At 63.5% G+C, this 12980-nt stretch carries 11 protein-coding genes; 9 read left to right on the forward strand and 2 right to left on the reverse strand.

Annotation, left to right across the window (positions count from 1 at the left end):
• The first annotated feature begins 72 nt into the window (after positions 1–72).
• The 5 genes from CK226_RS28600 to CK226_RS28620 are packed head-to-tail and all read left to right on the forward strand — an operon-like array spanning position 73 to position 6235.
• Complete coding sequence (locus CK226_RS28600; RefSeq protein ID WP_095793629.1) at positions 73–738, forward strand: DUF2291 family protein; 666 nt, start codon at positions 73–75, stop codon at positions 736–738.
• The gene (locus CK226_RS28605) at positions 735–2306 is read left to right on the forward strand and encodes a sugar ABC transporter ATP-binding protein (RefSeq protein ID WP_095793630.1); all 1572 of its coding nucleotides are present in this window, start codon (positions 735–737) and stop codon (positions 2304–2306) included. The genes CK226_RS28600 and CK226_RS28605 overlap by 4 nt, the downstream gene beginning before the upstream one ends.
• Positions 2299–3363: an ABC transporter permease gene (locus CK226_RS28610; RefSeq protein ID WP_095793631.1), complete on the forward strand. Its 1065-nt coding sequence runs from the start codon at positions 2299–2301 to the stop codon at positions 3361–3363. Before CK226_RS28605 ends, CK226_RS28610 begins: the two co-directional genes overlap by 8 nt.
• Positions 3364–3365: 2 nt before the next feature.
• Entirely contained in the window at positions 3366–4400 is a 1035-nt protein-coding gene (locus CK226_RS28615; RefSeq protein WP_095775513.1) for a Gfo/Idh/MocA family oxidoreductase, read from the forward strand.
• Positions 4397–6235, forward strand: coding sequence for a hypothetical protein (locus CK226_RS28620; RefSeq protein WP_095793632.1), 1839 nt, complete (start codon positions 4397–4399; stop codon positions 6233–6235). Before CK226_RS28615 ends, CK226_RS28620 begins: the two co-directional genes overlap by 4 nt.
• 6 nt (positions 6236–6241) lie before the next feature.
• Here CK226_RS28620 and CK226_RS28625 read toward each other — a convergent pair whose 3' ends face one another.
• The gene (locus CK226_RS28625; RefSeq protein ID WP_095775511.1) at positions 6242–6955 is read right to left on the reverse strand and encodes a transcriptional regulator NanR; all 714 of its coding nucleotides are present in this window, start codon (positions 6953–6955) and stop codon (positions 6242–6244) included.
• Positions 6956–7142: 187 nt separating this feature from the next.
• Here CK226_RS28625 and oiaX point away from each other — a divergent pair, with 187 nt between their 5' ends.
• The 3 genes from oiaX to CK226_RS28640 all read left to right on the forward strand — a co-directional run bounded on the left by oiaX (position 7143) and on the right by CK226_RS28640 (position 10292).
• Positions 7143–8393, forward strand: a complete 1251-nt coding sequence (oiaX, locus tag CK226_RS28630) for a 3-oxo-isoapionate-4-phosphate decarboxylase OiaX (protein WP_095793633.1) — start codon at positions 7143–7145, stop codon at positions 8391–8393.
• Between the two features lie 4 nt (positions 8394–8397).
• On the forward strand, positions 8398–9732 hold the full coding sequence (locus CK226_RS28635; RefSeq protein WP_095793634.1) for a four-carbon acid sugar kinase family protein: 1335 nt from the start codon (positions 8398–8400) through the stop codon (positions 9730–9732).
• Between the two features lie 83 nt (positions 9733–9815).
• Positions 9816–10292, forward strand: coding sequence for an SgcJ/EcaC family oxidoreductase (locus tag CK226_RS28640; protein WP_245437871.1), 477 nt, complete (start codon positions 9816–9818; stop codon positions 10290–10292).
• A 51-nt stretch (positions 10293–10343) separates the two neighbouring features.
• Here CK226_RS28640 and CK226_RS28645 read toward each other — a convergent pair whose 3' ends face one another.
• Positions 10344–11549: an ROK family transcriptional regulator gene (locus CK226_RS28645; RefSeq protein WP_095775508.1), complete on the reverse strand. Its 1206-nt coding sequence runs from the start codon at positions 11547–11549 to the stop codon at positions 10344–10346.
• A gap of 157 nt (positions 11550–11706) precedes the next feature.
• On the opposite strand from CK226_RS28645, the gene CK226_RS28650 reads away from it, so the two are divergent.
• On the forward strand, positions 11707–12960 hold the full coding sequence (locus CK226_RS28650; RefSeq protein WP_245318340.1) for an ABC transporter substrate-binding protein: 1254 nt from the start codon (positions 11707–11709) through the stop codon (positions 12958–12960).
• Positions 12961–12980: the final 20 nt, after the last annotated feature.

The raw sequence follows: 12980 nt of genomic DNA on the forward strand, positions 1-12980 counted from the left end.
CGCAACGCAAACAGCGAGGGGCGAACCTTGGTTCGTCCCTCGCCTCCATTTCAATGGGAAGCTTTGACCGCCATGCTCAGTAAGCCGATCCGGCCGATTAAGGCAACTTGGCCGATCCTCGCGCTGGTCGCCGGCATCGGCCTCAGCGCCTGCAAGGTCCTGCCGACGCCATCGGCGCAAGGGGTTGCAGGCAACGCGTCCGGCTTCAACCCGGACAAGATGGTCGAGGAGATCTGGGCTTCGAAGGTGATCCCCTATTTGCAAGGGAAGGCTGGGCCATTTGCCGAGGTCCATGCTCTGGCGAAGACCGACCCGGCGGCGGGCGGCGCCAAATACGGCAATCCCAAGAAGCAGGCGAATGCGCCATGGACCTTCGCGGTCCGCGTCGAGGGCAAGATCGTCGCCGCCAACACGCAGTCGCGCGCGGCGACGATGGATATCGACGTCGACGGCGACGGCAGGGCCGATGTGCACGTCCAGATCGGGCCGGCGATGCGCGGAACCGCACTGCGCGACAGCCTCGATTTCGTTCAGTTCAACGATTTCACCAACCAGATCGACTTCGCCCAGTTCGGCAAGGCGTTCAATGCCTATGCCGACAAGACCGCGCTGTCCAAGCTGCCGCGCGAAGCGCTGGAGGGCCGCACCGCCAAGGTGCTCGGCGCCTACACGATCGAAGGCGGCCAGGACCTGCCGTTGGTGACCCCGGCGGAGGCCGAGATCGGGCCTAAGCCATGAGCGCGGCGCTTGATCATGACGTCATCCTGAAGCTCGAAGACGTCTCGAAAGTCTATGCCGGCACCGTCGCGGTCAAGCAGGCCAATTTCGAGGTGCGCAAGGGCGCGGTCAATGTGCTCGTCGGCGAAAACGGCGCCGGCAAATCGACACTGATGAAGATCATCGCAGGCGTCGAGCAGCCGACGGCCGGGCGCATCATGCTCGACGGCAACGAGGTTTCCTTCTCCTCCTCCGGCGATGCCGTGGCCCGCGGCATCGGCATGGTGTTCCAGGAGCTGAACCTGTTCGGCAACATGACGGTCGCCGAGAACATTTTCGCCACGCGCGAGATCACCAACCGGTTTCGCAAGATCGACCGCAAGACGCAGGAGCGGCGGGCCGGCGAATTTCTCGATCGGCTCGAAGCCGGTATCCGGCCGGACATGCTGGTCGAGGATCTGCGCATCGGCCAGCAGCAGCTGGTCGAGATCGCCAAGGCTGTTTCGCTCGACGCACGCATCCTGATCATGGACGAGCCGACCTCGGCACTCAGTGCGGCGGAAGTCGAGATCCTGTTCAAGGTGATCGCCGACCTCAAGGCGCGCGGCGTGGCGATCGTCTACATCTCGCACCGGCTCGAGGAGCTGATCCGCATCGGCGACTACATCACCGTGCTGCGTGATGGCCGCATCACCGGCCAGGAAGAGGTGAAGAACGTCGACACGCAGTGGATCGTGCGGCAGATGATCGGCTCGGACGCCAAGGATTTCGCCAAGGCCGACGGCCATGTTCCCGGCGAGGAGATCTTCCGAGCCGAGGACATCTGCCTGCCGCGCGTCACCGGCGGACTGGCGGTCGACCATGTCTCGCTGTCGCTGCGCGCCGGCGAGATTTTGGGCATTTACGGCCTGATGGGCGCGGGGCGCAGCGAGCTGTTCGACTGCATCATGGGCCGCCACGGCCATGCCAGCGGCGAGATCTTCATCGACGGAAAACATATCAGGGAACGCGACACGACGCGGCGCATACGGCGCGGGCTGGCGCTGATTCCGGAAGATCGCCAACGCGAGGGATTGGTGTCGATCTTATCCGTTGCCAGCAACCTGACGCTGGCCAGCCTGTCGCGTTTCGTGCGCTTGTTCCATATCCGAGGCGGCGCAGAGCGGCAGGGAGTCAGGCAGATGGTGCGCGAGCTTTCGATCAAGGTCGGCGATCCGGCGCAGGAAGTCTCGTCGCTTTCAGGCGGCAACCAGCAGAAGGTGGTGATCGGCAAGGCGCTCCTTACTGAACCGAAGGTGCTGTTGATGGACGAGCCGAGCCGCGGCATCGATGTCGGCGCCAAGGCGGATGTCTTCCGCACCATGCGCAAGTTGTCACGCGATGGGCTCGGCATCCTCTTCGCCACTTCCGATCTCGACGAGGTGATGGCGCTGTCCGACCGGATCGCGGTGATGAGCAATGGCAAACTGACCGGCACGTTCGATCGCGCCGAGGCGAGCGAAGCCGCGATTGTCGCCGCATCGGCGCTCGGCCATGGACCCGCCCCGCACATCTTGCCCCAGAATTTGGAGAGCAACGCTAATGACTGACATTCCGGCCAGGGCGACTCACTCTTCCGCCTCCAGCGGCTCCGCGCTGCTGACGGTGATGAAGCTCAGGACCTTCATCGCGCTGATTGCCGTGCTGGTGTTCTTCTCCATCGCGGCGCCGAACTTCCTCTCGGCCGCCAATCTGATCCTGATGGCCAAGCATGTGGCGCTCAACGCCTTCCTTGCCATGGGAATGACCTTCGTCATCATCACCGGCGGCATCGATCTTTCGGTCGGTTCGATCGTCGGCTTGTGCGGCATGGTGGCCGGCTATCTCGTGCTCAACGGCATCGACCTGCAGATCGGCTACACCATCTATTTCAACGTGGTGGAGATCGCATTGATCACCCTGGCGGTCGGCATTTTGATCGGCGCCGTCAACGGACTGCTGATCACCCGGCTCAATGTCGCGCCGTTCATCGCCACGCTCGGCGTGCTCTATGTGGCGCGCGGCCTGGCCCTGTTGTCGTCCGACGGCCGCACCTTCCCCAATCTGGTCGGCAAGCCGGAGCTCGGCACCACCGGCTTCGGCTTCCTCGGCGCGGGTCGGCTCGTCGGCTTGCCCGTCTCGATCTGGATCCTGATCGTGGTGGCGCTGGGTGCTGCCTATCTCGCCAGGTACACGCCGCTTGGCCGCCACATCTTCGCCGTCGGCGGCAACGAGCGCGCGGCACGCATTTCGGGCGTGCGCGTCAACATGGTCAAGATGTTCGTCTACATGTTCTCGGGCTTCTGCGCGGCGATCGTCGGCCTGATCATCTCGTCGGAGCTGATGGCTTCGCATCCGGCGACGGGCGAGAGCTTCGAACTGAATGCCATCGCCGCGGCGGTGCTTGGCGGCACCTCGATGTCGGGCGGTCGCGGCACGATCGGCGGCACCATCGTCGGCGCCTTCGTCATCGGCATCCTGTCGGACGGGCTGGTGATGATGGGGGTGAGCTCGTTCTGGCAGATGGTGATCAAGGGCCTCGTCATCATCGTCGCCGTCGTCGTCGATCAGGCGCAGCGCCGGCTTCAGCAGCGTGTCACCCTGATGCAGATGGCAAAGGTGGGCTGATCATGGCAACTTTGAGCGGAGCGCTGATCGGCTGCGGCTTCTTCGCCGTCAACCAGATGCATGCCTGGCGCGACATAGAGGGCGCCGCGATCGTCGCCATTTGCGACCGCGATCCGGAGCGGCTCAGGATCGTCGGCGACCAGTTCGGTGTGGCAAGGCGCTACACCGATGCAGCCGCGCTGTTCGCGGCCGAGACGCTCGACTTCGTCGACATTGCCACCACCGTGGCCAGCCATCGGCCGCTGGTCGAGATGGCGGCCGCCAACCGCGTCCCGGTGATCTGCCAGAAGCCCTTCGCGCCGACGCTGGCCGACGCCAAGGCAATGGTCGCGGCCTGCGCCGAGGCCGGCGTGCCGCTGATGGTGCATGAGAATTTCCGCTGGCAGTCGCCGGTCCAGGCTGTGCGCGCCATGCTCGACAGCCGTGAAATTGGCACGCCCTTCTTCGGGCGTATCTCCTTCCGCTCGGCCTATGACGTATTTTCCGGCCAGCCCTACCTGGCGACGGGAAAACGCTTCATCGTCGAGGATCTCGGCATCCATATCCTCGACATCGCCCGTTTCCTGCTGGGCGACGTAAAGAGCCTCACGGCGCGCACCGCGCGCATCAATCCCGCCATCGCCGGCGAGGATGTCGCCACGATGCTGATGGATCACAAGAACGGCGCCATTTCGGTGGTCGATTGCAGCTATGCGACCAGGCTTGCCGTCGAGCCGTTTCCCGAAACGTTGATCGAGATCGACGGCAGCGACGGCACGCTCCGGCTGGCGCAGGGATACCAGCTGACCGTCACCGGCAAGAGCGGAACCACTGTCACAGACGTCTCGCCGCCGCTGCTGCCCTGGGCCTCGCGGCCATGGCACAACATTCAGGAAAGCGTGCTGGCGATCCAGCGGCACTGGGTCGACTGCATTGCATCAGGCAAGGGGCCGGCGACCTCCGGCGCCGACAACCTCAAGACATTCGCGCTAGTCGAGGCTGCCTATACCGGCGCCGCAAGCCGGCAACCGGTGCGGATCGACGACCTGCTGGAATGACCACGGATCGCTTCCTCCTTTGCGGCACGCACGCGGCGGAGACCGAACCGGTCCGGTTGATCGCCGGCCCGCTCAGTGCCGGTTTCGTCAACGGCAATCTGCGCACAATACGCCATGGCGGCGCGGAGGTGCTGCGTGCCATCGCCTATGTCGTTCGTGACCGCGACTGGGGCACCTATGAGCCAGCGCTGACGGACTTGACTATCGATCAGGGTGCCGATGCTTTCTCCGTCAGCTACGCGGCAAGCTGCACCGGGCCTGGCGGAAGCCGGCTCGCCTTCCACGCCACCATCAAAGGCTCCTCTGATGGGCAGCTGGTCTTCGACGTCAACGCGCTGCCCGAAAGTGATTTCGAGACCAACCGCTGCGGCTTCTGCATCCTGCATCCAATCGCCGGCCTCGCCGGCAGCCCCGTAATGGTCGAGCACACGGATGGCAGCGTGGTGGCGACGAGACTGCCTGATCTGATCGATCCCTGGCAGCCTTTCAAGGATTTGTGCGCCATCACGCATGAAGTGCGGCCCGGCGTCACCGCGCAATGCCGTATGGAAGGCGACGTCTTCGAAATGGAGGACCAGCGCAACTGGTCCGATGCTTCCTACAAGACCTATGTACGGCCGTTGGCGCTGCCCTGGCCCTATGTATTGCCGGCCGGCGAAACCAACCGCCAGACGATTAGCCTACGCATTGCCGGCGACGACAAGACGCCGGCCACCACCGAGCCATCTGGCCCGATCCGCGTTACGCTCGGCGAGCCCGGTCCGGCGCTTCCGGATGTCGGCGTGATCCTCTATCCCGGCGATGTCGAGACAGCGCTGGCGAACCTCCCAGCACTGTCGGCGCTCGGCCCGCAGCAACTGCTGCTTCATTACGATCCGACGGGCGGCCATGGGCTCGATGCCTTGCGCTCTTTCGCCCGGCTCGCCGCGGCTTATCCCGCCCGCACAACGCTCGAATGCGTGGTCGCCTGCAGCGGCGATCTCGATGCCGAACTCTCCGATATCATCGACCTGGTGCGCCGGGCGGGCCTGCGGCTCGATGCCATAGCGGTCTCGCCTTCGGTCGATCGGCAATCGACACCACCAGGCAGCGCCTGGCCGCCCTGCCCGCCGCTGGAAGATGTCTACGCCGCCGCGCGCCGGGCCTTCCCGGATATCCGTCTTGGCGGCGGCATGTTCAGTTATTTCACCGAGCTCAACCGCAAGCGCGTCCCGGCCGGGCTGCTCGATTTCGTCAGCCATTGCACGTGCCCGATCGTGCATGCCGCCGACGATCTCAGCGTCATGCAGTCGCTGGAGGCGTTGCCGTTCATCACCCGGTCGGCGCGGGCGATCTTCGGCGACAGGCCCTACCGGATCGGGCCCTCGACCATTGCCATGCGGCAGAACCCCTATGGCGGCGCCACCAAGGACAATCCGCGGGGAGAGCGCATCGCCATGGCGAACCGCGATCCGCGCCACAATGGCCAGTTCGCCGCCGCCTGGACGATCGGCTATGCCGCGCGGGTCGCGCCGGCCGGCCTGGAGATGCTGACGCTGTCGGGATTCACCGGGCCATTCGGCGTGCTGGCGGGATCTGGGGAACCCGTTGCGGAAGGGTCACCCCGGCCGATCTTCCAGGCCATCAAGGGGCTTTGCGAACTGGCTGGCCTTAAACATGTCACGGCCAAAACGAGCGATGAGACCCGGGTAATGGCGTTGGCCGGGCGTTCACCCTCGGGCAAGACAGTCGTGTGGCTGACGAACCTGACGGCAAGCGACGTGGCGGTCGACCTTTCGGAGTTTGACCGAGGCCATCTTGTGATGACACCCTACGCGATCGCGCGGATCGGCTGAATCAGATTACTTTTCGGAATTCATCACATAGAGGGCGCGCGAGCGCTCCAGATGCTTGATCATCGCCTTCTCGGCGCCATCGGCATCCTTCTTCTCGATGCGGCCGATGATCTCTTCGTGCTCGGTCAGCGTGAACTGTTCCTTGCCGGTCCAGATCAGCATTTCGGTGTGATATTCCTTCAGCCAGCCGAGCATCGCCTCGCTGACGGCGACATAGATCGGGTTGCCCGATATCGTCGCGATCTGGGTGTGGAATTTCATGTCGGCGGAAATGAAGGCTTCGGAATCACCTCGCGCGGCACGCTGCTCGGCGACGGTTGCCTTGAGCCGCTGCACATCCTCGACGGTGGCCTTCTCGGCGGCTTCCCTGACCATGCCACGCTCGAAGAAAATGCGCGCGGTCTTGAGGTGCTCGAGCGTGTCCTTCGACGACGACAGGATGATCTTGGCCGCGCCGTCGACCTGTTTGATGATCGACTTGGCGGTGAGCTGCAGCACCTTGGCCCGCTCGCCATGCGAAATGGCGACGAGGCCCATATTGCTCAGCGCCTGCATCGCCTCGCGAATGGCCGGACGGCCAACCTCGAAGCGCTCCATCAATTCGCGCTCCGACGGCATGTCGTCGCCCGGCTGCAACTCGCCGCTGGTGATCAGCCGCTTCAGCCTTGCAAAGACTTCGTCGGAAAGTTTGCGCCGGACGATCGGCTCCGAACGGTTCATCGTGACGAATCACTCCCTGGCCCGGTTCCTGTTTAGCACTGCCGGTGCGATTCCCGGAATGCCTGCACCTTTGCCCGCCCCCGTTTCGCGAAGTGGGATATTTGCTTGCAATACTTATGTACTCATTATACCAGATTTCAGACGTGACGAAACTTTTTTCGGACCCTTTTCGACCGGCCGGCTCCCCATGATCACCTTCACCTATCGCATCGAAACGTCAGGCAACATCGAGGCGCTGGCGGCCAAGATCGCCAGCGACCAGTCGACCGGCACCTTCGTCGTTCTGCCCGGCGAGACCGAGGAGCTGAAGGCCCGCGCGGCGGCGCGAGTGCTGGCGATCCGGCATCTGCCCGATGCCCAGCAACCGTCCATTCCCGAGGCCGGCGGAGGGCCTTTCAAGCGCGCCGATGTCGACATCGCATTCCCGTTCGACGCGATCGGCACCGACCTTTCGGCCCTGATGACCATCGCCATCGGTGGCACCTATTCGATCAAGGGCCTGTCGGGCATCCGCATCGTTGACATGCAGCTGCCTGATGACTATCGCGGCGCCCATCCCGGCCCGCAGTTCGGCGTCGCCGGCAGCCGCAAGCTGACCGGCATCGTGGGACGCCCGATCATCGGCACCATCGTCAAGCCGGCGCTGGGGCTGCGGCCGCATGAGACAGCCGAGATGGTCGGCGAATTGATCGAGGCCGGCGTCGATTTCATCAAGGACGACGAAAAGCTGATGAGCCCGGCCTACTCGCCGCTGGCCGAGCGGGTGAAGGCGATCATGCCGCTGATCCTCGACCACGAGCAGAAGACCGGCAAGAAGGTGATGTATGCCTTCGGCATCTCGCATGCCGACCCGGACGAGATGATGCGCAACCACGATCTGGTGGCGAAGGCCGGCGGCAATTGCGCGGTGATCAACATCAACTCCATCGGCTTCGGCGGCATGGCCTACTTAAGGAAACGCTCCAGCCTGGTGCTGCACGCCCATCGCAACGGCTGGGACATCCTCACCCGCCACCCCGGCCTTGGCATGGATTTCAAGGTCTGGCAGCAGTTTTGGCGATTGCTCGGCGTCGACCAGTTCCAGATCAACGGCATCGCTTCAAAATATTGGGAGCCGGATGCATCCTTCATCGAGTCCTTCAAGGCAGTGACGACGCCGATCTTTTCGCCTGATGATTGCGCGCTGCCGGTCGCAGGTTCCGGCCAGTGGGGCGGACAGGCGCCCGAGACCTACGAACGAACCGGCCGCACGGTCGACCTGCTCTATCTGTGCGGCGGTGGCATCGTCAGCCATCCGGACGGGCCAGGCGCCGGCGTGCGCGCCGTCCAGCAAGCCTGGCAAGCGGCGGTCGACGGCATCCCGCTGGCGAACTTCGCCCTGAACCACCCCGAACTGGCACGGTCGATCGAAAAGTTCGGCGACGGCAAGGCGGCCTGAGGTCATGCAGAACCTGCTGCTCAGCTATTATGGCGACGACCTCACCGGCTCGACCGACGTCATGGAAGCGCTGGAGCTCGGCGGCGTGCCGACGGTGCTGTTCATGAGACAGCCGGACGAGGCTCTGCTTGCCCAATTCAAGCATTGCCAGGCGGTCGGGCTGGCCGGCACCAGCCGCAGCGAGACGCCGCACTGGATGGACACGCATTTGCGCGACGCCTTCGCCTGGCTGAAGACGCTGAAAGCCGAAATCTGCCACTACAAGGTCTGTTCGACCTTCGATTCCAGCCCGACGATCGGCAGCATCGGCCGGGCGATCGAGATTGGCCGCGAGGTCTTCAAACAGGATAGCGTGCCGCTGCTGGTCGGCGCGCCGCAGCTCAAGCGCTACACCGCCTTCGGCCATCTGTTCGCGGCCTATCGCGACCAATATTTCCGCATCGACCGCCATCCGGTGATGAGCCGCCACCCGACGACGCCGATGGATGAATCGGACCTGCTGATCCATCTGTCGCGGCAGACGGATCTCACGTCGGGGTTGATCGACCTTGCGACACTGCAGTCGGAGCAGCGGTCGCAGGCATTCGATCGCTTCGTGGACAATGGCACGGCCATCGTGCTTGTCGACGTCGACAGCCGGGAGACCCAGGCCCTTGCAGGCAAGGAGATATGGCGCATGCGCAAGCCGGGCGGCTCTTTTGTCGCCGGTTCGTCCGGCGTCGAGTATGCGTTGCTGGCCGAATGGGCGTCGAATGACGTCGTCGGCGCCGGACCAGGCTTCACGCCGCCAGGCGCCGCCGACCGGATCGCCGTCGTGTCGGGCAGTTGCTCGCCGACCACCGAACGACAGATCCGGCATGCCCTGAGCGACGGCTTCGACGGCATCGAGGTCGATCCTGTCGAACTGGTTTCGGAGGCTTCGCAGCAGGCGATCACGCGTGCGGCGGCAAGCGGCCGCGCCAGCCTGCAAGCCGGACGAAGCGTCATCCTCTACACCGCGCTTGGCCCTGCAGCCGACAGGGGCGCCGAAATCGACCGGCAGGACGGCGCCCGCCACAAGCTTGGCCGCGGCCTTGGTGCGCTGCTGCGCCAATTGACTGACGAGCAGAGCTTGCGGCGCGTGGTTATTGCCGGCGGTGACACGTCAAGCCATGCGCTTGGACAAATGGGCGTCGACGCGCTGACCGTCAGGATGCCTCTGCCCGCCTCGCCTGGTTCCCCACTTTGCGTTGCTCATTCGCACGTCAAAGCGATTGACGGGCTGGAGGTTGCGCTGAAGGGCGGGCAGGTAGGAACCGACCGCTATTTCTCGTCCATCCGTGACGGTCTTCGCAGTTGACTGTGCGGAGGTCCGACGGCTGTTCTGTCTCGCAGCCACGGAAGAAGCGTGCGGCGGGACCTGTAATTGATAGCGACCGTGCTATGCTTGAAACCGCAAGCCAGCAGAAATGCAAGGAGATTTTCGCCATGGCACTGGTGGTCAGCAAACCTGAAGATATCGCGACGGCCTTTGCCGATGCGTGGAACAGGCACGATATGGACGATTTCGCAGCGCTGTTCTCCGAGGAGGCCAATTTCGTCAATGTCGTGGGAATGTGGTGGAAGAATCGCGCCGAGATCGAGGGGGCGCACCGCGCAACGCATGAAACGATGTTTCGTGACAGCCGATTGGAGGGTTTTGTCTCGTCGGTTGTTGAATTAGCTCCCGGCCTTGCATCGGTACATTATGCGTGGACCCTGACCGGTGCATTTGCTCCGGATGGCTCACCGGCCGGTACACGCAAAGGCATTCTGCTTTTGGTTGTGAAGGAAGAACAGTCGGGCTGGCGGATAAAGGTGGCCCAAAACACCGACATTGTTCCAGGGGCAGCTGCTCCCCCTTCGAGCGCGAGGAGTTGATCCTCCTCACCTCCCCGCAGCATGGGGTAGCGGGGCAGTTTGTTGGATTGATCAGCCGAGCGACAGTTCCTTCGTCTGATGCCTCAGCACGAGTCCGACCGCGCCCAGCAATGCATCGTTCTCGGTGTGCTTGCCAACGATTATTCGCGTGCGCAGGGCCGGAGCGATATCGCGGGACTTGATGAGCGTGTGGCGTTCGTAGGACGCGATCAGCGGCGTCAACAGAATGTCGCCCGCCAACGCCATCTGGCCGCCGATGATGATGAGCGGCGGATTGAGCACCGAGCCGATCAAGCCGAGACCCCGGCCGGCGATCTCGGCGGTATCCTCAATCATCCGCAACGCCCTGACGTCGCCCTCCTTGGCCATCATGATGACATCGTCCATGGTGACCTGCCGCCGCATGACACGCGAAATCTGTTCCAGTGGTCGGGCAAAACTCGCATAGAGCTCCAGGCATCCGCGATTGCCGCACCGACAAAGATCGCCGCCGGGATCGATGCTGATGTGCCCGAATTCGCCGGCGCCGCCGGCGATGCCCGTCACCAGCCGGCCATGCTGGACAATGGCGCCACCGACCCCCAGATCGATCTTGAACAGGACGAAATCGTCGTGGCCGATTGCCGCGCCCCACATCAGCTCCGCAATGGCCGAGCAGTTGCTCTCGTTGTCGGCGAAGATCGGCCGCTCCAGCACGGGTCCGAACACATCTCGTATGTTGACGCCGGCCCATGTTGGAACGATGCTGGCGCGCAGGACCACTCCATCGCGGCTGACAGGACCAGAGACGGAAATCCCAACCCCCAGGAGCCCCGCCATCGGCAGACCATTTTCCTCGTAAGATTGGGCAATTGCCGATTTGGCCATCTGGGCCGCCTGCTGCGGTTGGTAGTCCAGTGCCATGGGGATAGTTTGTTCGGCAATGACGGAATGCGAGACATCGGCAACGATCAGTCGTATCTGCTGAAGTCCGAGGTGAATTCCGACGCAGGTACCGGCTGTCGGATTGAGCGTCACGGCCGCGGCTGGCCTGCCAATAGCTCTGATCCCCTCGCGACTGGTCGGGGCTTCGATCACCATGCCCGATTTTCTCAAGCCATTGAGCGCGGTTGAGACCGTCGAGCGCGCCAGGCCGGTGACGCGTGCGATCTGCGACGCCGAGAGGGCGCCGCGTTCACTCAGGCAGCGCACAATCATGCTCTCCGGCGATGCGGACGGCCTGTCGATCAGCCAGGTTCTAAGCGAAGGTTTTGTCATGGGCCAACATAAACATCGTTGACTGGTAGCTCCAATATGTCATCTTGGAAAGAACTTGAGATTAACGCATCTCGCCGGCGGCGGCTTCAAACCGCGGCCATAAGCGGTCGATACGAACCGTGCAACACCATATGGGAGTGAAACTATGAAATGCGTCATGACCGCCCTCGCGGCCGCCGTTGCGTGCACCTTTGTCGCCGGAGCAGCCTTAGCCGAGCCCAAGACGAACCTGCTGCACCAGTGGGCGACTGGCTCGGACGCCCAGGCGATCGCCAAGCTCGGCGAGATGTTCACCGCCAAGGGCGGCAAATGGGAACAGACCTCGATCGCCGGTCACACGGCCAACACGCTGGCCAAGCTGCGTGCCGACGTGATCGCCGGCAATGCCCCGCCCGCCGTGCAGCTGAAAGGTCCGGAAATCGCCGAGTGGAACAAGACCGGCATGACCGCTGACCTCGACGAGCTGGCGGCCTCGGAAGGATGGGAAAAAGTGGTCGCGCCGGAATTGCTTCCGGTGATGAAGCCGACCGGCAAATGGGTCGCCGCCCCCATGAACATCCACCGCATCAACTGGTTGTGGGCCTCGCCGAAGGTCATGCAGGCCGCCGGCGTGACGGAAATGCCCAAGACCTGGGCCGAGTTCAATGCAGCCTGCGACAAGATCGTCGCCTCTGGCAAGATCTGCATCTCGCATTCGACGGCCGACTGGACGGATTCGACGGTGTTCGAGGTCGTGCTCTACGGCCAGGACATCGATCTCTATCGCAAGGCCTTCGTCGAGGGCGATGTCGAATCCATGCGCAGCCCGGGGATGGTGAAGGCCTTCCAGCAGATGCGCCTGATGACGAGCAAGTACATGGATCCGGGCATGGTTGGCCGCGACTGGGATTCGATGTCGGCGCTCGTGGGCAAGGGCGACGCAGCTTTCCACATCATGGGCGACTGGACGATCGGCCTGCTGACTGCCGCCGGCTTTAAGGAAGGCACCGACTATGTCTGCGCCCAGGCACCGACCGATTGGGGCAAACCCGGCTTCATCCTCAACTCGGACTCGGTCGTGTTCTTCAAGCAAAAGGATCAGGATTACATCGACGGCCAGAAGCTGCTTGCCAGCCTGATCCTGTCGCCCGACTTCCAGACGGTCTTCAACCAGGCCAAGGGCTCGATCCCCGCGCGTCTCGATATCGATCTGTCGAAGGGCTTCAATCCGTGCCAGCAGCTCTCACAGAAGGATCTGCAGGCTTCGATCAAGGACGGCACGCTGGTCCGCTCGATGGCGCACAACATGACCATCCCACAGAAGATGCGCGGCGCGATCATGGACGCCATTACCGAGTTCGTCGCGACGCCCGACATGTCACCCGAGGACGGCGCCAATGCGATGGCCGACGCGGCCGAAGCACAGAAGTAGACAGGAACGGCCGGGCGCAA

The sequence above is a fragment of the Mesorhizobium sp. WSM4311 genome, from assembly GCF_002295115.1.
Lineage (GTDB): Bacteria > Pseudomonadota > Alphaproteobacteria > Rhizobiales > Rhizobiaceae > Mesorhizobium.